Source organism: Streptomyces sp. NPDC015532 (genome assembly GCF_043078065.1).
GTDB lineage: Bacteria > Actinomycetota > Actinomycetes > Streptomycetales > Streptomycetaceae > Streptomyces.
Window position 1 is genome coordinate 259,960 of record NZ_JBIBSY010000001.1, and the last position, 19,536, is coordinate 279,495.

At 70.7% G+C, this 19,536-nt stretch carries 15 protein-coding genes; 4 read left to right on the forward strand and 11 right to left on the reverse strand.

What is annotated here, in order from left to right; translation table 11 throughout:
* The first annotated feature begins 4 nt into the window (after positions 1-4).
* A complete protein-coding gene (locus ACF07B_RS01120) occupies positions 5-1,573 on the forward strand; it encodes a fibronectin type III domain-containing protein (protein WP_392177310.1) in 1,569 nt (522 codons plus the stop codon).
* A gap of 128 nt (positions 1,574-1,701) precedes the next feature.
* Here the strand turns inward: ACF07B_RS01120 and ACF07B_RS01125 are convergent, their stop codons facing one another.
* Positions 1,702-2,583 carry a DUF4429 domain-containing protein gene (locus ACF07B_RS01125; RefSeq protein WP_392177311.1) on the reverse strand — a complete coding sequence of 294 codons (882 nt, stop codon included), beginning with the start codon at positions 2,581-2,583 and terminating at the stop codon, positions 1,702-1,704.
* 135 nt (positions 2,584-2,718) lie between these two features.
* Between ACF07B_RS01125 and ACF07B_RS01130 the strand changes: the two genes are divergently transcribed.
* Positions 2,719-4,302: a beta-N-acetylhexosaminidase gene (locus ACF07B_RS01130; protein WP_392177312.1), complete on the forward strand. Its 1,584-nt coding sequence runs from the start codon at positions 2,719-2,721 to the stop codon at positions 4,300-4,302.
* A gap of 77 nt (positions 4,303-4,379) precedes the next feature.
* On the opposite strand, the gene ACF07B_RS01135 is transcribed toward ACF07B_RS01130, so the two are convergent.
* From ACF07B_RS01135 to ACF07B_RS01180, 10 genes are all read right to left on the reverse strand, one after another.
* Positions 4,380-6,152: an IucA/IucC family protein gene (locus ACF07B_RS01135; protein WP_392177313.1), complete on the reverse strand. Its 1,773-nt coding sequence runs from the start codon at positions 6,150-6,152 to the stop codon at positions 4,380-4,382.
* Entirely contained in the window at positions 6,149-6,694 is a 546-nt protein-coding gene (locus tag ACF07B_RS01140) for a GNAT family N-acetyltransferase (RefSeq protein WP_369486042.1), read from the reverse strand. The genes ACF07B_RS01135 and ACF07B_RS01140 overlap by 4 nt, the downstream gene beginning before the upstream one ends.
* Complete coding sequence (locus ACF07B_RS01145; protein WP_392177314.1) at positions 6,691-7,968, reverse strand: lysine N(6)-hydroxylase/L-ornithine N(5)-oxygenase family protein; 1,278 nt, start codon at positions 7,966-7,968, stop codon at positions 6,691-6,693. Before ACF07B_RS01145 ends, ACF07B_RS01140 begins: the two co-directional genes overlap by 4 nt.
* Positions 7,952-9,394 carry a lysine decarboxylase DesA gene (gene desA, locus ACF07B_RS01150; protein WP_392177315.1) on the reverse strand — a complete coding sequence of 481 codons (1,443 nt, stop codon included), beginning with the start codon at positions 9,392-9,394 and terminating at the stop codon, positions 7,952-7,954. The genes ACF07B_RS01145 and desA overlap by 17 nt, the downstream gene beginning before the upstream one ends.
* Positions 9,395-9,569: 175 nt before the next feature.
* Positions 9,570-10,427 (reverse strand): siderophore-interacting protein, encoded by an 858-nt coding sequence (locus tag ACF07B_RS01155; RefSeq protein ID WP_392177316.1) that lies wholly within the window; start codon positions 10,425-10,427, stop codon positions 9,570-9,572.
* Positions 10,428-10,468: 41 nt separating this feature from the next.
* A complete protein-coding gene (locus ACF07B_RS01160) occupies positions 10,469-11,518 on the reverse strand; it encodes an ABC transporter substrate-binding protein (protein WP_392177938.1) in 1,050 nt (349 codons plus the stop codon).
* A 326-nt stretch (positions 11,519-11,844) separates the two neighbouring features.
* The gene (locus ACF07B_RS01165; protein WP_369486306.1) at positions 11,845-13,005 is read right to left on the reverse strand and encodes an acyl-CoA dehydrogenase family protein; all 1,161 of its coding nucleotides are present in this window, start codon (positions 13,003-13,005) and stop codon (positions 11,845-11,847) included.
* An 11-nt stretch (positions 13,006-13,016) separates the two neighbouring features.
* The gene (locus ACF07B_RS01170) at positions 13,017-13,976 is read right to left on the reverse strand and encodes a hydroxymethylglutaryl-CoA lyase (RefSeq protein WP_392177317.1); all 960 of its coding nucleotides are present in this window, start codon (positions 13,974-13,976) and stop codon (positions 13,017-13,019) included.
* Positions 13,973-15,907 carry an acetyl/propionyl/methylcrotonyl-CoA carboxylase subunit alpha gene (locus tag ACF07B_RS01175; RefSeq protein ID WP_392177318.1) on the reverse strand — a complete coding sequence of 645 codons (1,935 nt, stop codon included), beginning with the start codon at positions 15,905-15,907 and terminating at the stop codon, positions 13,973-13,975. Before ACF07B_RS01175 ends, ACF07B_RS01170 begins: the two co-directional genes overlap by 4 nt.
* A gap of 8 nt (positions 15,908-15,915) precedes the next feature.
* Entirely contained in the window at positions 15,916-17,532 is a 1,617-nt protein-coding gene (locus tag ACF07B_RS01180; RefSeq protein WP_369486303.1) for a carboxyl transferase domain-containing protein, read from the reverse strand.
* Positions 17,533-17,628: 96 nt separating this feature from the next.
* Between ACF07B_RS01180 and ACF07B_RS01185 the strand changes: the two genes are divergently transcribed.
* Positions 17,629-18,249, forward strand: a complete 621-nt coding sequence (locus ACF07B_RS01185) for a TetR/AcrR family transcriptional regulator (protein ID WP_369486302.1) — start codon at positions 17,629-17,631, stop codon at positions 18,247-18,249.
* Positions 18,250-18,358: 109 nt separating this feature from the next.
* Entirely contained in the window at positions 18,359-19,516 is a 1,158-nt protein-coding gene (locus ACF07B_RS01190; protein WP_369486301.1) for an acyl-CoA dehydrogenase family protein, read from the forward strand.
* Positions 19,517-19,536: the final 20 nt, after the last annotated feature.

The window sequence follows — 19,536 nt, forward strand, 5'->3', positions numbered from 1 at the left end:
ACGCATGGGCGTACCCGAGCGGCTCGCCGAGAAGATGACCATGGCCGAGCAGCACGAGTACCTTCGCGCAACGTTCTCGCGGCGCAACATGATCAGAGGCGGCGCCGTCACCATCGGCGCCGTCGCGGGCGGCGCCTTCGTGCCCGGCGTCGCCCAGGCGGCCGCCCCGTCGCAGCGGACCGCGGCTCCCGTCTCGGCCCAGAAGGTCGACGGCGCGCTCGTCGCCCCCTTCGGCCGCCACCTCGCCTTCGGCAACGACCCGCGCACCGAGATGACCGTCTCCTGGCAGGTGCCGACCGCGGTCGGCAAGCCCTACATCCGCATCGGCGCCCACCCCTGGGACCTCTCCCGCAAGATCGACGCCGAGGTCCGCACCCTGTACACCCCGGCCGGCGTGGGCGTGAGCGGCGACCACACCCAGTACTACCTGCACGCCAGGCTCACCCACCTGCGCCCCGGCAGGACCTACTACTACGGCGTCGGCCACGCGGGCTTCGACCCGGCCGCGCCCCACCTCCTCGGCACGCTCGGCACCTTCACCACCGCGCCCGACCGTGCCGAGCCCTTCACCTTCACCGCCTTCGGCGACGAGGGCGTCGGCTACCACGGCCTCGCCAACGACGCCCTGCTGCTCGCCCAGAACCCCGCCTTCCACCTGCACGCGGGCGACATCGCGTACGCGGACCCGGCGGGCCAGGGCAAGACCGCCGACACCGGCTTCGACTCGCGCATCTGGGACCAGTTCCTCGCCCAGACCGAGACGGTCGCCAAGCAGGTCCCGTGGATGCCGGCGTACGGCAACCACGACATGGAGGCCTGGTACTCGCCCAACGGCTACGGCGGCGAGGAGGCCCGCTGGACGCTTCCGGACAACGGCCCCGACAAGGCCAACCTGCCCGGCGTCTACTCCTTCGTCCACGGCAACACGGCGATCATCTCCCTGGACGCCAACGACATCTCCTTCGAGATCCCGGCCAACCTCGGCATCTCCGGCGGCACCCAGACCACGTGGCTGGAGGCTCAGCTCAAGAAGTACCGGGCCGCGCGGGACATCGACTTCGTCGTGGTCTTCTTCCACCACTGCGCGTACTGCACCTCCACGGCGCACGCCTCGGAGGGGGGCGTGCGACAGGAGTGGGTGCCGCTGTTCGAGAAGTACACCGTCGACCTGGTGATCAACGGCCACAACCACCAGTACGAGCGCACGGACGTCATCAAGGCGAACACGGTCACCAGGAAGCTGCCGATCGGCGGCACGGCGTACACCGAGACCGACGGCGTCGTGTACGTGACGGCGGGCGCGGCCGGCCGCAGCCTGTACGCCTTCAGCGCCCCGGAGTCCTACGAGGGCAAGGAGAACGAGGTCGAGTCCGTCGCCTCCTTCGTCAACCTCAAGGAGGGCAAGCAGAACGAGACGGTCGCCTGGTCGCGCGTGCGCTACCTCGACTACTCGTTCCTGCGCGTCGACGTCCAGCCGGCCCCGAAGGGACGCCTGGCCACCCTGAAGGTCCGCGGTATCGCCGAGACCGGTGCGGAGGTCGACCACTTCACCATCGCGCGCCGGGCCAAGTAGCCCCGGGCCCGCGTACCCGGCGCACCGGACACCGCCGGCCCCCAGGACCAGGTACACCCGGAAGGCGGGGCGTACCGCCTCCCTGACCGGCGGCCGGCCCCCGCGCGGCGGTCCTCGCCCGCCCGTTCCTACAGGCGTTTGAGGACCGCCTGCTTGGCCAGGGCGAACTCCTCGTCCGTCAGGACGCCCTGCCTGTGCAACTCGCCCAGTTCGCGCAGCCTGCGCAGGAGGGCGTCGTGGTCGGCCTCGGGCCCCGGCCCCAGGGCCGCCGCCCCGTCCGGCTCCTCGGCGGGAGGGTCGTCCACCGCCGCCGCCGGATGCGGCAGCCTCGCCTGCACGGCCGCCGCGACCAGCGCCATCAGCGGATCCCGCTTGAAGCCCCACAGCTCAACGGAGTTCGGGTCGTACTTCGGCGGAGCCTTCGTGTCGGCGCCCCGCACGGTGAAACGCAGACAGCCGTTCTCCAGTCCGGCCGCCGGCCGCCACTCGACGGCCGTGATGTCGGCGAGGGCGAGCGTGCGGGAGCCCGCCGCGGACTTCGCGTCCTCCGTCTTCCAGTTCCACTCCAGACGTACGCGCTCGCCGTCGAAACTCGCCGAGCCGTCACCCGCGGACGCGGACAGCGGCACCGCCGGGCCGGGCACCAGATAGCCGTCGACCGGACCGGCCGGGACCTGGTCGAGGAGCAGCGCGCCCCGCACCTCGTCCACGAAGTACTCGGCGACCCCGAGACGGTCGGCCTCCACCGTGAGCTGATACGGATCGTTCGGCTCCGCGAGCTTGCCGCCGGTCGCCTGGAGCAGCGGGTCGGCGCCGTCCCGCAGCCGGAGCCTGAGCCGTCCGGCCTTCCTGCCCTGCTCCAGCGAGACCCCCGCCAACGCCCCGAGCGGCACGGCGAGTTCACCCAGGGTCCGGCGCAGCAGGCTGACGTTCTTGTCCCGTCCCGGCGTCAGGCGCAACGTGTCGCCGTCGAAGATCCATGTGCCGTCCCGCTGGATGATTTCCGCCATGCGGGGGATTGTTCCACCCCGTCTGCGGCAGAGTGGTCTCGACCAATTCGAGGTCTCGACCAGATCGAAGGGCACGGCGAGAGCGCGCGGCCGAGGACGGGCCGGGAATTTCGCCGGGCACCGAAGGGAGCGCTTGTGAGACAGCACCACAGAACGCCCCGCCTTCTCGGTACGCTGCTGCTCGTGGCGACGGCCGGCTTCTCCCTCGTCGGCGCGGCACCGCACACCGGGACCGCCGCCCCGCTGGGCCGCGTCGTCCCGGCCCCCGCCTCCGTCGAGCCGGGCGGAGCCCCGTACCGCATCACCGGTGACACCCGCATCCGCGTCGACGACTCGCGCGCGGCCCGCGCCGTCGGCGAGTACCTCGCCGGCATCCTGCGGCCCTCGACCGGCTACCGGCTGCCGGTCGGCTCGCACGGCACGGGAGCGATCCGGCTCCGGCTCGGCGGCAAGGGGCTGGGCGACGAGGGCTACCGGCTCGACAGCGGCGCCTCGGGCGTCACCATCACGGCCGGCAGGCCCGCCGGCCTCTTCCACGGCGTCCAGACCCTGCGTCAGCTGCTGCCCGCCGGCGTCGAGAGGAAGTCCGTACAGCGAGGCCCCTGGCTGATCGCCGGCGGCACCATCAAAGACACCCCGCGCTACGGCTACCGCGGCGCCATGCTGGACGTCTCCCGGCACTTCTTCACCGTCGGCCAGGTCAAGCGCTACATCGACGAACTGGCGCTCTACAAGGTCAACAAGCTGCATCTGCACCTGAGCGACGACCAGGGCTGGCGTATCGCCGTCGACTCCTGGCCGAAGCTGGCGGCCCACGGCGGCTCCACCCAGGTCGGGGGCGGACAGGGCGGGTTCTACACCAAGGCCGACTACCGGGAGATCGTCCGGTACGCCGCCTCGCGCTATCTGGAGGTCGTCCCGGAGATCGACATGCCCGGGCACACCAACGCCGCCCTCGCCTCGTACGCCGAACTGAACTGCGACGGCGTCGCGCCGCCGCTGTACACCGGCACCGAGGTCGGCTTCAGCTCGCTGTGCGTGGGCAAGCCGCGGACCTACGACTTCGTGGACGACGTGATCCGCGAGCTGGCCGCGATCACCCCGGGCGCCTACCTCCACATCGGCGGCGACGAGGCCCACTCCACCAGCCACGCCGACTACGTGACCTTCATGGACAAGGTGCAGCCCCTGGTCGCCAAGTACGGCAAGAAGGTGATGGGCTGGCACCAGCTGACCGGGGCCACCCCGGCGAAGGGCGCCATCGCGCAGTTCTGGGGGCTCGACGACACCGGCGCCGAGGAGAAGGCGCAGGTCGCCGAGGCCGCGCGGAACGGGACCGGGCTCGTGCTGTCGCCCGCGGACCGGCTCTACCTCGACATGAAGTACACCGCGGACACCCCGCTCGGCCAGGACTGGGCCGGTCTGGTGGAGGTGCGGCGGGCCTACGACTGGGACCCGGGCAGCTACCTGCCCGGAGTGCCCGCCTCGGCCGTCGAGGGCGTCGAGGCACCGCTGTGGACGGAGACGATCCAGACCTCGGCGGACATCGACGTCATGGCCTTCCCGAGGCTGCCCGGGGCCGCCGAACTCGGCTGGTCGCCCGCGGCCACGCACGACTGGGACACCTACAAGGTGCGGCTCGCGGCACAGGCTCCGCGCTGGGACGCCCTCGGCATCGCGTACTACCGCTCACCCCAGGTCCCCTGGCCCGCGGGCTAGAGGGAATGCCGACGGGCGCCCCGGAGGACCGTCTCCGGGGCGCCCGCCCGTCCGTGGGGCTCCTGGGAGCCCGGTGCTCAGAACCCGGCGATCGGGTTCTTCAGCGTGCCGATGAGCTGGAGCGCTCCCGACGGGTCCGCCAGGTCGACCATCTGCCGGTTGTCGCGCAGCTGGAGCCGGTTGAGGCAGGACAGCGCGAACTCGGGCGCGAACAGGTCGTACTGCCGGAACTTGTCCTCGAGTTCGGGCGTCGCCTCCTGATAGGCGCGCACCGACTCGGCGACCGTCCGCCAGAAGTCCTCCTCGCCGAGGACGCCCTCGTCCGCCAACTGGGCCGCCAGGAACCGGAAGAAGCAGTCGAAGACGTCCGTGAAGACGGACAGCAGCTTCGTGTCCTCGGGGACGTCGACGCGGATCCGCTCGACCGCGGGCGGCAGTACCGCCTGCGGGTCCATGACCGCGATCTCCTCGGCGATGTCCTTGTAGACCGCCCGCCGCACCGCCCCGTCCTCCAGCACGAGGATGACGTTCTCGCCGTGCGGCATGTAGACCAGGTCGTACGCGTAGAAGCTGTGCAGGAGCGGGGTGAGGTAGGCGCGCAGATAGCCGCGCAGCCACTCCACCGGCGTCAGGCCCGACCGCTCGATCAGCGCGGCCGCGAACGAGGCGCCCTCGTGGTCGACATGGACGAGGGACGCCATCGTCGCCAGCGACTCGCCCTCCTGGAGCGAGGGGACCGGGCTCTCGCGCCACAGCGCGGCGAGCATCTTGCGGTACGGGGAGTACCGGTCCGTGGCCGCCTCGTACTCCAGGTGCCGGTAGCCGACGGCCGCCCGCTCACGGATGATCGACAGACCCGTCGACTTCAGCACCGGGTCGTTCTCGACGAGCTGGGCCAGCCAGTCGTTGATGGCCGGGGTCGCCTCCATGTAGGCGGCGGACAGCCCCCGCATGAAGCCCATGTTCAGCACGCTCAGCGCGGTCTTCACATAGTGCTTCTCCGGGCTGGTGGTGTTGAAGAACGTCCGGATGGACTGCTGCGCCAGGTACTCGTCGTCGCCCTCGCCGAGACAGACCAGACGCCGCTGGGCGACCTCGGCGGCGAACGTCACCGACAGCTTGTTCCACCACTGCCAGGGGTGGACGGGTATGAGGAGGTAGTCCTCGGGGTCCAGCCCCCGCTCACGCAGGATCCCGTCGAACCGCTCGACCGTCTCCGCGCCCAGCTCGTCGCGCACGAAGGACTCGTACGTGATGCCGACGCCCGCCGTGAAGGCGGCCCGTGAGCGGTGCGCGGCCAGCCACACCAGCCGCACCGGACTCGCGGTCTCGGGCGCGTAGGCGCGGTAGTCGTGCACACCGAAGCCGAGCCGCCCGTTGTTGGCGACGAAGCAGGGGTGCCCCTCGGTCATGCCGGTCTCGATGGCCTGGAAACCGGAGCCGGCCAGCTCGCGGACGGGAACCCGCGGCTTGGTGAGCTTGTAGCAGGTGCCCGCGAGGGTGGAGGAGATCTCCTCCAGGTAGACGGGCAGGATCTCGTCGCTCAGGCCGAGCGATTCCTTCAGCTCGACGAAGAAGTCGAGCGCGGACAGCGGGAGTTCGTTCCCGTCACGGTGCCGGGTGATCGACTCGGCGGCCACCTGCCAGTGGTCGAGGGCCCGCCTGGTGGCGGTGAACCGGTAGCTCGTCAGGCCGTCGTCGCCGCGGACCTCGTACCGGCCGTCCGGCAGGGTCCGCGGGGCGATCAGCCGCTCGTGGGCGAACTCGGCGAGCGCCTTGCGGACGAGGAGGCGGTTGGCGAGGTCCCAGCGCTCGGGGGACAGGTGGGCGACACTCTCGGTGAGGTTCACGCGGCCACCGCCTTCGTGAACCGCTCCCGGGTGCAGAAGCTCAGCAGCGCCTTCTTCTCGGGCTTCTGGATCTCCCCCACGGGCACGAAGCCGACGGCCTCGTTGAGGGCGTGCACGGCCGTGTTGCTCACATCGGGCTCGACGACGACGCGCTCGGTCGCCGGGTCGGCGAAGAGGTGCTCCATCACCGTGGTGATCACGGCCCGGGTGAAGCCGTGCACGGGCGTGTCGCTCGGGGCGACCAGGAAGTGCATGCCGACATCACCCGGCTCCGGCTCGTACAGGCCGACGAGTTCGACGTACCGGGGGTCGTAGCGCTCCATCAGGAAGACGGGCTCGCCGTCCAGGAGACCGAGGAAGGCGTCGTGGTGATCACTGGCCGCGATGGCCATGTACTCGCGCTCCACGTCGTGCAGTCTCGCCTCCTGCATCATCCAGAAGGCGGACTTGGGGTGGGTCACCCACCGGTGCAGCGTCGGGCCGTCCTCGATCGGGTCGAGGGGCCGGACGGTGAAGGTGCCGATGGCGGTGGCGGTGGTCATATGGCGAACTCCTGGAACGCGATGGTCTTCTCGACCGGGTAGTACTCGGTGCCGAGCAGCTCGCGGATGATGGACGCGTTGCGGTACGGGCCCATGCCGAGGTCCGGCGAGGTGATCGAGTGGGTGTGGACGCCCGCGTTCTGCAGGAAGATCCCGTGCCCGGTGGTGTCGATGGCGTAGTTGCGGGCCACGTCGAAGTTGCCCTGGGTGTCGTAGCGGAGCCGGTCGCGGACCGGCGCGAGGAACGCGGGCTCCGCGTAGCGGTAGCCGGTGGCCAGCACCAGGCCCGCCGAGCTCAGCTCGTAGTCCTTGCCCTGCTCCTGCTGGCGGAACCCGAGGGTGTACGTGCCCTGGTCGTACCGCGCGCTTTCGAGCGAGGAGTTGGTGAGGAGCCGGGCGGGAACCGGGCCGCGGAGGTTCTTCTGGTAGAGCAGGTCGAAGATCTCGTTGATCAGGTCGCCGTCGATGCCCTTGAACAGGCCCTTCTGTTCCGACTGGAGGCGGTAGCGGGTCGCCTCGGGCAGCGCGTGGAAGTAGTCGATGTACTCCGGGGAGGTCATCTCCAGGGTGAGCTTGGTGTATTCGAGGGGGAAGAAGCGCGGCGAGCGGGTCACCCAGTTCAGCCGGTAGCCGTGGACGTCGATCTCGCTGAGCAGGTCGTAGAAGATCTCGGCGGCGGACTGGCCGCTGCCGATCAGGGTGATCGAGTCCTTGGCCTGGAGCTCTTGCTTGTGCCGTGTGTAGCGGGAGTTGTGGATGAAGTCGCCGCCGAGGTCCGCGCAGGAGTCCGGGACGTGCGGCGAGGTGCCGGTGCCGAGGACCAGGTGGCGGGCGCGGAACACCTCGCCGGCCTCGGTCCGTACGGTGTACACCTCGTCCTCGTACGTCACCTCCGCGACCTTCGTGGAGAAGCGGACGCTGCTCAGCTTGTCCGCGGCCCAGCGGCAGTAGTCGTCGTACTCGATCCGCAGCGGGTAGAAGTTCTCGCGGATGTAGAACGCGTACAGACGGCCCGATTCCTTCAGGTAGTTGAGGAAGGAGTACGGGGAGGTCGGGTCGGCGAGGGTGACCAGGTCCGACATGAACGGGGTCTGGAGGTGCGCGCCCTCCAGGAACATGCCGGAGTGCCACTCGAAGTGGGGCTTCGACTCCAGGAAGACGCCGCTGAGTTCGGCGATCGGCTCGGTCAGGCAGGCGAGGCCGAGGTTGAAGGGCCCGAGCCCGATTCCCACGAAGTCGTAGGTGGTGTGCGTGGATTCAGCAAGCGCGGTCAAGGGAGTCTCCCAGGTACTGCTCGGCGTGGCCGGCGATCAGATCGAGGACGGCGGCGATGTCGCCCGTCGTGGTCTCGGGGTTGAGCAGGGTGAACTTCAGGAAGTGGCGTCCGCCGACCTTGGTGCCCGCGACGACGGCGTCACCGGAGGCGAACAGGGCCTTGCGGGCGTAGAGGTTGGCGCGGTCGATCTCGGCCGGGTCGGTGACGGCGGCCGGGAGGTACCGGAAGACGAGGGTGGACAGCGAGGGCCGCACGACGACGTCGAAGCGCGGGTCCGCGGCCAGCAGTTTCCAGCCCTCGGCGGCCAGGTCGCAGACCTCGTCGAAGAGTTCGCCGATGCCGTCGGCGCCCATGACGCGCAGCGTCATCCACAGCTTGAGCGCGTCGAAGCGGCGGGTGGTCTGGAGGGACTTGTCGACCTGGTTGGGAATGCGCTCCTCGACCATGCGGCGCGGGTTGAGGTACTCCGCGTGGTAGGTCGCGTGGCGCAGCGTCGCGGCGTCGCGGACCAGCAGGGCCGAGGAACTCACGGGCTGGAAGAAGGACTTGTGGTAGTCGACGGTGACGGAGCCGGCCCGCTCGATGCCGTCGATGCGGTCCCGGTTCCTCAGCGAGGTGAGCAGTCCGCAGCCGTAGGCCGCGTCCACGTGCATCCAGGCGCCGAACTGGGAGCACAGTTCAGCGATTTCGGGCAGCGGGTCGATGGAGCCGAAGTCGGTGGTGCCGGCGGTGGCGACGACGGCCATGGGGACGAGGCCGTCCTGCCGGCAGCGCTCCAGCTCGTGGGCGAGGGCGACGGTCTGCATGCGCTTGTCGTGGTCGACGGGGATCGAGACGACGGCGTCGGGGGCGAGGCCGAGGAGTCTGGCCGACTTCTTGACGCTGAAGTGGCTGACGTCGGAGGCGAAGATCCGCAGATCGGCGAGGCTCTCCGCCTTGGCCTCCTCCCGGGCGAGGAGCAGGGCCTGGAGGTTGGACTGGCTGCCGCCGCTGGTGAACACGCCGTCGGCGGCCGGGCCGAGGCCGATGCGCTCGTTCGTCCAGTCGATGAGCCTGCGCTCGATGAGGGTGCCGCCGGCCGACTGGTCCCAGGTGTCCAGCGAGGAGTTGACCGCGGACAGGATGGCCTCGCCGAGCACGGCGGGGATGACGACCGGGCAGTTGAGGTGGGCGAGGTAGCGCGGGTGGTGGAAGTAGACCGCGTCCTTGAGGTAGACCTCTTCCAGCTCGTCGAGGACGGCCGTGGTGTCGTGCAGGGGCTTGTCGAGGTCGATCCGCTCGATGCGGGGGGCGAGGTCGTCGACCGTGACGCCGGTGAACGGGCGTTCGGTGGCGGCGAGTTTGGCGGCCACCCGCTCGACCCCTTCGGTCACGGAGCGGCGATACCGGTCCGCGGTGGTGTCGTTGAGCAGGTGCGAGCGCATGTGGGGGTCCTCCGTGCGGGGGAGAGTCCGAGCGGGACAGGAGAAGGGCGGAGTCGCGACGTTCAACTAAGGTTAGCCTAACCTAAGTCGACTGGGCGACCCCGCCCCACCTGTGCCTTTCGTGATGTGCGCCTCGGTTCGATCTCCGAGGGGAGACCTCGCGGATGTTCGCGAACTACTCGCCCAGATCGCGCAGTTGCTCCTCGCTCAGCCCCTGCCGCCAGTAGCCCACGAAGGTGACCCGGCGGCCGTTGATGCCACGCTCGCGCACCAGGTGGCGGCGCAGTTCCCGTACGCACCCGGACTCGCCCGCGATCCAGGCGTAGGGGGCCTCGGCGGGCGGGAGCCGAGCGTCCCGCAGGGCATCGAGCGCCAGGGGCGCGTCCCCGGCGGTGCGGCCGTCCCTGACCAGCCAGGTGATCTCGGCGTCGGCCGGGGTGGCCAGGTCCTGGATGTCACCGGCGTGCGGGACCTCCAGCCAGGCCCGCACCGGCAGGCCCGCCGGAAGGGATTCGAGGATGGCGGACACCGCGGGAAGGGCCGTCTCGTCGCCCCACAGGACCACGAGGTCGGCGTCCGCGGGCGGGCGGAAGCGGATGGCCCGGTTGTCCGCCACGGCGGGCCCGAGCAGGACCACCGGGTCACCGGGCCGCGCGCCGGAAGCCCAGCGCGCGGCGGGCCCGGCGGGGACGGCCGCGCCCGGTTCCAGGCCGTGCAGCGCGAGGTCGATGTCGATCTCGTCGGGGTCGCGGCGCAGCTCGCGCAGGGTGTACGAGCGCATCACCGCCCGTACGTCGTCGGGCAGTTCGCGCCAGGCCTGCCACCAGTCGTCGCCCAGCTCGAAGGGCACGGCCGGCTCGTCCTGGCCGGGGTGCGGGAGGAACAGCGACAGGGACTGGTCACGCCCGTCGGAGTGGAAGTCCCGCAGGTCGGGTCCGCCGAAGGTCACCCGGACCAGAGACGGGCCGAGCCGCCTCGTCCGTACGACCCGGAGGGTGAAGAAACGGAACGGGGCGGCTACGGCCGTCGTCATGTGCGCTCCTGAGTGATCGTCAGGGGGTCACCCGGAGGGTGTCAGGCGACCTTCTTGGCGTTCTCGATGGCTTCGGCGAGGCGCTCGATGATCGGGGTGCACTTGTCGTACGACAGGATCGCCTCGGGCGTGCGGGCGATGACCTGGCCGGCCTTGACGGCGGGCAGCTTCTTCCAGGTGGCCTCGGTGATGTCGGCCGGCTGGATGGTCGCGCTGCGGTCGTCCATGATGATGATGTCGGCCGGGTACTTGTCGACGTTCTCCCAGCTCAGGTTCTCGAACCAGCCGCCACTGGCCTTCAGGGCCTTGGCGGAGGGCTCGACGATGTTCACGCCGAGGGCCTTGAAGTACTCCAGGTCGATGGAGAGGTTGGAGCCGGAGACGTAGAAGATGTCCTGGCTCGCGGAGCCGGCCAGCACCTTGATCTCCGGGCGCGCCTTGGCGGCCTTGCGCAGCCGCTCGGCGGCCGCCTCGAACTTCTTCTTCGCCTCGACGGTCTTCGGGGACTTCACGTCGGCGCCCAGGGACTCGGCCAGCGCGTACATGCGCTCCAGGGACTGAGGCATCTGGCGGTCGTAGACGGAGACGCCGACGCTCGGCGCGAGCTTGAGGATCTTGTCCTTGGACTCCTCGGGGACGTACCAGAGGGTGCCCGCGGTGTCGAACATCGTGGAGATCAGCACGTCGGGGGCGAGGCCCGCGTACTTCTCGATGTTGAACTGGCCCCACTCGTTGCCGAGGACCGTCAGCTTGCTGACGTCCATGTCGCCGGCCTGGACGTCGGCCTTGCCGTCCTTGGTCGTGGTCGGGCCGAAGACGCCCTTGACCTCGATGCCGTAGTCGAACAGGGCGGCGGCGACACCGGTGAAGGCGACGATGTTCGCCGGGGTCTTGCCCAGCTTCACGGTCGTGCCGCGGTCGTCCTTGAACGTCCAGGGGCCGGCCTTCGCGGCGGCCTTCGTCGCGTCCGAGCCACCGCTTTTCGCAGCGTCGTCGTCGCCACAGGCGGCGAGGACGGCGCCGAGGCCGAGGGCGCCGCCGGCGGCGAGGATGCCGCGACGGGAGAGGTGGGTGGCACGGGCGTTGGGCATGAGTGTGGCTGCTTTCGACATGGGGCGGTGAAGCTCCACCGGATCAGTTCGAAGGTAGGTTAGCCTAACCTCAGCTCATGTCCAGAGGGCGGGTGCCACCACCGGGTCCGCGAGCCGGCCCCGCCGTGCCGCAGGTCGGCGCGTGTGCCCGCCGATCTCCCTCCGCCGTTCCGGGAGTTCTCCAACAGTCCGTAGGTCGACGGGAGTTGACTGCCCGTAAGGCCACCGCGGGAGCGGGCAACCAGACCTGACGTCCGGCCGGGCGCGGCGTCCCGCGGCCCTCGCGGCTCCCGGTGGTGTCCGGGAGCCGCGGTCACGGCGCGGGATCAGCCCGTGAGCCCCAGCTCCCGGGCGATCAGCATCCGCTGCACCTCGCTCGTGCCCTCGCCGATCTCCAGGATCTTGGAGTCGCGCCACATACGGGCGACCGGGTACTCGTTCATGAAGCCGTAGCCGCCGTGGACCTGGGTGGCGTCCCGGGCGTTGTCGACGGCGATCGTGGAGGAGTACAGCTTGGCGACCGCCGCCTCCTTCTTGAAGGGCTCACCCGCGACGAGACGGGACGCGGCGTCGCGCCAGCCCACCCGGGCCATGTGCGCCTTCATCTCCATGTCGGCGATCTTGAACTGGATCGCCTGGTTGGCGCCGATCGGACGCCCGAAGGCGTGCCGCTCCTTGGCGTACTTGACCGACTCGTCGACGCAGCCCTGCGCCAGACCCGTGGCCAGCGCCGCGATGGCGACGCGGCCCTCGTCCAGGATGCGCAGGAACTGCGCGTAGCCGCGGCCCTCCTCGCCGAGCAGGTTGGCGGCCGGGACGCGCACGTCCGAGAAGGACAGCTCACGGGTGTCGGAGGCGTTCCAGCCGACCTTCGAGTACGGGGCGGCGACCGTGAACCCAGGGGTGCCCGAGGGGACGATGATCGCGGAGATCAGCGGCCTGCCGTCGGGCTTGCGCCCGGTGACCGCCGTGACCGTCACCAGGCCCGTGATGTCCGTGCCGGAGTTGGTGATGAAGCACTTGCTGCCGTTGATGACCCACTCGTTCGTCTCGGGGTCGAGGCGGGCCGTCGTCCGGGTCGCGCCCGCGTCCGAGCCGCCGTCCGGCTCGGTCAGGCCGAAGGCGCCCAGGATCTCCCCGGAGCACAGCCGCGGGAGCCACTCCCGCTTCTGCTCCTCGGTGCCGAAGAGGTGGATCGGCATGGCGCCCAGCGAGACGCCCGCCTCCAGGGTGATGGCCACGGAGGAGTCGACCCGGGCCAGCTCCTCCAGGGCGATACCGAGCGCGAGGTAGTCGCCGCCCATGCCGCCGTACTCCTCGGGGAACGGCAGGCCGAACAGGCCCATGCGGCCCATCTCCCGCACGATCTCGTACGGGAACTCGTGCCGCTCGTAGAAGTCGCCGATCTTCGGCGCCACGACGTCGTGGGCGAACTCCTCGACCGTACGGCGGAGTTCTTCGAGCTCGGGGGAGAGGCGGTGGTCCAGGGACATGCGGATCACTCCTGGTGGGACTGAGTCGTTTTACCGAGTGCTTTGACGGTGCGGGACGGGCTGGGTCGGCCCAGTTGTCCGGCCATCCACACGCTTGTGGCGGTGAGGCGGCCGAGGTCGACCCCGGTGTCGATACCGAGGCCCTGGAGCATCCATACGAGGTCTTCGGTCGCGAGGTTGCCCGTCGCGGACTTCGCGTACGGGCAGCCGCCGAGGCCGCCCGCGGAGGCGTCGACGGTGGCGACGCCGTGCTGGAGAGCGGCCAGGGTGTTGGAGAGCGCCTGGCCGTAGGTGTCGTGGAAGTGCACGCCGAGCGCGTCGGTGGGCACACCCTCCTCGTTCAGCGCGGCGAGCAGGGCCTGCACATGGCCCGGCGTCGCCACGCCGATCGTGTCGCCGAGGCTCAGCTCGTCACAGCCCATGTCCCTCAGCGCCTTGGAGACGCGGACGACCTGATGGACCGGGACCGGGCCCTCCCAGGGGTCGCCGAAGCACATCGAGATGTAGCCGCGGACCGTGAGGTTCGCGGCCTTGGCGCGGCTCACCACCGGCTCGAACATGGCGAGCGACTCGTCGACCGTCCGGTTGAGGTTGGCCTTGGCGAAGGACTCCGTCGCGCTGGCGAAGACGGCCACGTGCCGGGCGCCGAGCGCCAGCGCCCGCTCCAGCCCGCGCTCGTTCGGCACCAGCACCGGAAGCGCCACCGGCAGGCCGGCGATCTGAGGGAACAGCTGTTCCGCGTCGGCCAGTTGGGGAACCCACTTGGGGTGGACGAAGCTGGTCGCCTCGATCGTGGTCAGCCCCGAGTCCGCGAGGCGGCGGATGAACTCCGCCTTCACCTCGGTCGGCACGGTCGCCTTCTCGTTCTGGAGCCCGTCGCGCGCGCCGACCTCGTAGATCCGCACCCGGGCGGGCAGGCCCTGGGCCGGTACGGCCATCGGCAGGCCCAGTTCGGAAGTGCTCATGCCGTCTCCGCCTCCTCCGCGGGGGTGATGACCGCCAGGATCTGGTCCATGGCGACCGTCGTGCCCGGGGTGACGTCCAGCTCGCTGACGGTCCCGGCGTGCGGCGCGGAGATGACGTGCTCCATCTTCATCGCCTCGACCACGAGCAGGCTCTGTCCGGCGGTCACCTCGTCGCCGACGGCGACCTTCACGACGGTGACCGTGCCGGGCATGGGCGCGGTCAGCGAGTCGGCACCGGCGTGCGCGGATCCGGTGAGCGAGGCGGCCACCGGGTCGTGATCACGCACGTGCCAGGCGTCGCCGTCGCGGCCGATCCAGTCGGCGGCGCGGTGGAAGGTGTGCCGCACCCCGTCGAGGGTCACCGCGACGCGGTCGGCGGTCACCGTGTGGGTGCCGCGCGGGGTGTACTCCACGGGGTCGAGGACGCGCAGGCAGAAGCCCACCGGCTTCGGTGTGCCGCCGAGCCGCCATCCGCTCGGCACCGAGAACGGGTCGGTCCAGCCCTCGCCCGACGGGGCCAGAGCGGCCAGCCGGACGGCCGCCGCCGCCTCGTACACCTCCTCGGGCACCTCGGCGCTGACCAGACCGTCGGCCTCCCGCTCGACCAGACCGGTGTCCAGGTCGCCGGCCACCACGTCCGGGTGGGCCAGCAGACGGCGCAGGAAGCCCGCGTTCGTCTGGACGCCCAGGGTGACCGTGTCGGCGAGCGCGGCCCGGAGCCTGCGCAGCGCCGTCGGGCGGTCGGGGCCGTACGCGATGACCTTGGAGAGCATCGGGTCGTAGAGGCTGCCGACCTCGGTGCCCTCGGAGAGGCCCGAGTCGGTGCGCACCCCGTCGCCCTGGGGCTCGCGCAGCGCGAGCACCGTGCCGCCGGAGGGGAGGAAGCCGCGCGCCGGGTCCTCGGCGCAGATCCGGGCCTCCACCGCGTGCCCGGTGAGGCTGATGTCCTCCTGCGCGTACGGCAGGTGCTCGCCGGCGGCGACCCGCAGCTGCCACTCGACGAGGTCGAGGCCGGTCACCAGCTCGGTGACCGGGTGCTCCACCTGGAGGCGGGTGTTCATCTCCATGAAGTAGTACGAGGACGGGTCGCCGCCGGGGACGATGAACTCGACCGTGCCCGCGCCCCGGTAGCCGCAGGAGCGGGCCGCCTGGACGGCCGCCTCGCCCATCGCGGCGCGCGTGGCGGGGTCGAGGAGCACGCTGGGCGCCTCCTCGATGATCTTCTGGTGGCGGCGCTGGAGGGAGCACTCGCGCTCGCCCAGGTGCACGACGTTGCCGTGCCCGTCCGCCAGGACCTGGATCTCGATGTGCCGGGGCCGGTCGACCCAGCGCTCGACGAGAAGCGTGTCGTCGCCGAAGGAGGCCCGTGCCTCGCGTCGGGCGGCGGCGATCTCGTCGGCCAGGACCGCGGTGTCGCGCACCAGGCGCATGCCCTTGCCGCCACCGCCCGCGCTCGGCTTCAGGAGCACCGGGACGCCGATCTCGCGGGCGGCCGCGATCAGCTCCGCGTCCGTCAGACCGCTGCCCGAGGAGCCGGGGACGACCGGGACTCCGGCCGCCTTCACCGTCTCCTTGGCGCGGATCTTGTCGCCCATCAGGGAGATCGCCTCGGCGGACGGGCCGATGAAGACCAGTCCGGCCTCCGCGCAGGCCCGCGCGAAGGCGGCGTTCTCGGCGAGGAAGCCGTACCCCGGGTGCACCGCCTGGGCGCCGGTGCGGGCCGCCGCCTCCAGCAGCCGCTCCACCGACAGATAGCTCTCCGAAGCGGGCGCCGGTCCGATCCGCACCGCCGTGTCGGCCTCCCGGACATGCCGGGCGTCCGCGTCCGCGTCAGAGAAGACGGCCACCGAGCGCACGCCGAGCGCGCGCAGGGTGCGGATGACGCGTACGGCGATCTCACCCCGGTTGGCCACGAGCACTGTGTCGAACATGGGTCCCCTCACATCCGGAAGACGCCGAACTGGGGGTCACCCAGGGGCGCGTTGGCGCAGGCGGTCAAGGCGAGTCCGAGGACCTGCCGGGTCTCCATCGGGTCGATCACACCGTCGTCCCAGAGGCGGGCGCTCGCGTAGTAGGCGTTGCCCTGCTGCTCGTACTGCCGGCGGATCGGGTCCTTGAAGTCCTCTTCGTCCGCGGCCGGCCAGGACTCGCCGCGCGCCTCGATCTGGTCGCGCTTGACGGTCGCGAGGACCGACGAGGCCTGCTCGCCGCCCATCACGGAGATCTTGGCGCCCGGCCACATCCACAGGAAGCGCGGCGAGTACGCCCGGCCGCACATCGAGTAGTTGCCCGCGCCGTACGAACCGCCGATCACGACGGTCAGCTTCGGCACGCGGGTGCAGGCGACGGCCGTGACCATCTTCGCGCCGTGCTTGGCGATGCCGCCGGCCTCGTACTGGCGGCCCACCATGAATCCGGAGATGTTCTGGAGGAACACCAGCGGGATGCCGCGCTGGTCGCACAGCTCGATGAAGTGGGCGCCCTTCTGGGCCGACTCGGAGAACAGGATGCCGTTGTTGGCGACGATCCCGACCGGGTGCCCGTGGATCCGCGCGAAGCCGGTGACCAGGGTCTGCCCGAACTCGGCCTTGAACTCGGCGAAACGCGAACCGTCGACCACGCGCGCGATGACCTCGCGCACGTCGTAGGGAGTGCGGGAGTCGACCGGCACCGCGCCGTACAGCCCGTACGGGTCGACCTTGGGCTCCGCCGCCGCGGCGACCTCCCAGGGGAGTTTCCCGCGAGCTGGAAGCGTGGCGACGATGGTGCGCACGATCCGCAGCGCGTGCGCGTCGTCCTCGGCGAGGTGGTCGGTGACGCCGGAGATCCGGGAGTGGACCTCGCCGCCGCCCAGTTCCTCGGCGGTCACCACCTCACCGGTGGCGGCCTTCACCAGCGGGGGCCCGCCCAGGAAGATCGTCCCCTGGTTGCGGACGATCACGGCCTCGTCGCTCATCGCCGGCACATACGCGCCGCCGGCCGTGCAGGAGCCGAGGACGGCCGCGATCTGCGGGATCCCGGCGCCGGACATCCGCGCCTGGTTGTAGAAGATCCGCCCGAAGTGCTCACGGTCGGGGAACACCTCGTCCTGCATGGGCAGGAAGGCGCCTCCGGAGTCGACGAGATACAGACAGGGCAGACGGTTCTCCAGCGCCACCTCCTGGGCGCGCAGGTGCTTCTTCACCGTCATCGGGTAGTACGTGCCGCCCTTGACGGTGGCGTCGTTGGCGACGATCACGCACTCGCGCCCGCTCACCCGGCCGATCCCGGCGATGACGCCGGCGGCCGGGGCCGCCCCGTCGTACATCCCGTCGGCGGCGAGCGGCGCCAGCTCCAGGAACGGCGAGCCGGGGTCGAGCAGGGCGTCCACACGGTCGCGGGGCAGCAGCTTGCCGCGCGCGGTGTGCCGCGCACGTGCCTTCTCGCCGCCGCCGAGCCGCGCCGCGGCCAGCTTGTGGCGCAGCTCCTCGCCCAGCGCGCGGTGCGCCGCCTCGTTGGCCCTCCAGGCCTCCGACGCGGGATCTGCCGCGCTCGTCAGCTCCGGTGCCTCTTGCATCCTGCGGTCCCCTCACCAGTGGTCGACCAGTTAATGAGCGTTAACGCAACTCCTTCAGGTTAACGACCGCTAACCCCGATGTCTAGAATTGTTTTCATGGCCACGAGAACCGACGCCCCCAGCCGGCGCGAGCAGATCCTCAGGGAGGCCGCGCGGCTCTTCGCCGAGCGCGGTTTCCACGGTGTGGGAGTGGATGAGATAGGGGCGGCGGTCGGAATCAGCGGCCCGGGTCTCTACCGGCACTTCGCCGGCAAGGACGCGATGCTCGCCGAGCTGCTGGTGGGGATCAGCGGGCAGCTGCTCACGGGCGGCCGGCGCAGGGTGGCGGAGGCCGAGGGCGGCGCCGGGTGTCTCCTCGACTCGCTCATCGAGGGGCACATCGACTTCGCGCTCGACGACCGCCCTCTGATCACCCTGCACGACCGCGAGCTGGACCGCCTGCGGGACAGCGACCGCAAGCTCGTGCGCCAGCTCCAGCGCCAGTACGTCGAGCTGTGGGTGGAGGTGGTCCGCGACGTGTACCCCGAGCTCACCGAGCCCGCCGCCCGTTCGGCCGTGCACTCGGTCTTCGGGCTGCTGAACTCGACCCCTCACCTGGGGCGGCCGGGCGCGCTGCCCGGGCGGGCGGGGACCGCCGAGCTGCTGCACCGGATGGCGCGGGGCGCTTTCGGCGCGGCGGCCGTGGCTCCCGAGGCTCCCGTGGTTCCCGGGGCGTGACGAGCGTCTCGGGGGGCGACCCCTGGACGGCGCTCGTGACCGACGGGTAACCTCGTATCTGAGCAAGCGCTTAGAAATAACCCAAGGTATCCAGGCGGAGGTGGCGGCGGTGCGCCGTACTGTGTTCAACGAGGACCACGAGGCGTTCCGGGAGACCCTGCGCGCCTTCATCGAGGCCGAGGTCGTCCCGGTCTACGACGAGTGGTTCGCCGCCGGCCAGGCGCCGCGCGACTTCTACTACAAGCTCGCCGAGCTCGGCGTCTTCGGCATCCGCGTGGACGAGGAGTTCGGCGGCGCCGGCATCGACTCGTACAAGTTCGAGGCCGTGATGTACGAGGAGACCGCGCGCGCCGGTGTCCAGTTCGGCGGCTCCGGTGTGCACGTGCTGCTCGGCCTGCCCTACCTCAAGTCGCTCGCCACCGACGAGCAGAAGAAGCGCTTCCTGCCGAAGTTCGTCAGCGGCGAGGAGATGTGGGCCCTCGCGATGACCGAGCCGGGCACCGGCTCCGACCTCGCGGGCATGAAGACCACCGCCAGGCTCTCCGAGGACGGCACGCACTACGTCCTCAACGGCTCCAAGACCTTCATCACCGGTGGCGTCCACGCCGACCGCGTGATCGTCTGCGCCCGCACCTCCGCGCCCACCGCCGAGGACCGCCGCTTCGGCATCTCCCTGTTCGCTGTGGACACCAAGTCCGAGGGCTACTCCATCGGCCGCAAGCTGGACAAGCTCGGCCTGAAGACCTCCGACACCGCCGAGCTGGCGTTCGTCGACGTGAAGGTGCCCGTCGAGGACCTGCTCGGCGAGGAGAACAAGGGCTTCTCCTACCTCGGCCACAACCTCGCCTCCGAGCGCTGGGGCATCGCCTTCGGCGCCTACGCGCAGGCCAAGGCCGCCGTGCGGTTCGCCAAGGAGTACGTCCAGGAGCGCACCGTCTTCGGCAAGACCGTCGCGTCCTTCCAGAACACCAAGTTCGAGCTGGCCGCCTGCCAGGCCGAGGTGGACGCGGCCGAGGCCGTCGCCGACCGCGCCCTGGAGGCCCTGGACGCCGGCGAGCTGACCCCGGCCGAGGCCGCCAGCGCGAAGCTCTTCTGCACCGAGGTCGCGCACCGCGTCATCGACCGCTGCCTCCAGCTCCACGGCGGCTACGGCTTCATGAACGAGTACCCGATCGCCCGTCTGTACGCGGACAACCGGGTCAACCGCATCTACGGCGGCACCAGCGAGATCATGAAGACGATCATCGCCAAGGACATGGGCCTGTAAGGTCCGAGAAAAGACTGCGC

Coding starts and splice junctions, on each gene's coding strand:
- ACF07B_RS01120 (WP_392177310.1), top strand. CDS start 5: ATGGGCGTACCCGAGCGGCTCGCCGAGAAGATGACCATGGCCGAGCAG.
- ACF07B_RS01125 (WP_392177311.1), bottom strand. CDS start 2,583: ATGGCGGAAATCATCCAGCGGGACGGCACATGGATCTTCGACGGCGAC.
- ACF07B_RS01140 (WP_369486042.1), bottom strand. CDS start 6,694: ATGACCACCGCCACCGCCATCGGCACCTTCACCGTCCGGCCCCTCGAC.
- desA (WP_392177315.1), bottom strand. CDS start 9,394: ATGCGCTCGCACCTGCTCAACGACACCACCGCGGACCGGTATCGCCGC.
- ACF07B_RS01155 (WP_392177316.1), bottom strand. CDS start 10,427: ATGACGACGGCCGTAGCCGCCCCGTTCCGTTTCTTCACCCTCCGGGTC.
- ACF07B_RS01160 (WP_392177938.1), bottom strand. CDS start 11,518: ATGCCCAACGCCCGTGCCACCCACCTCTCCCGTCGCGGCATCCTCGCC.
- ACF07B_RS01170 (WP_392177317.1), bottom strand. CDS start 13,976: ATGAGCACTTCCGAACTGGGCCTGCCGATGGCCGTACCGGCCCAGGGC.
- ACF07B_RS01175 (WP_392177318.1), bottom strand. CDS start 15,907: ATGTTCGACACAGTGCTCGTGGCCAACCGGGGTGAGATCGCCGTACGC.
- ACF07B_RS01180 (WP_369486303.1), bottom strand. CDS start 17,532: ATGCAAGAGGCACCGGAGCTGACGAGCGCGGCAGATCCCGCGTCGGAG.
- ACF07B_RS01185 (WP_369486302.1), top strand. CDS start 17,629: ATGGCCACGAGAACCGACGCCCCCAGCCGGCGCGAGCAGATCCTCAGG.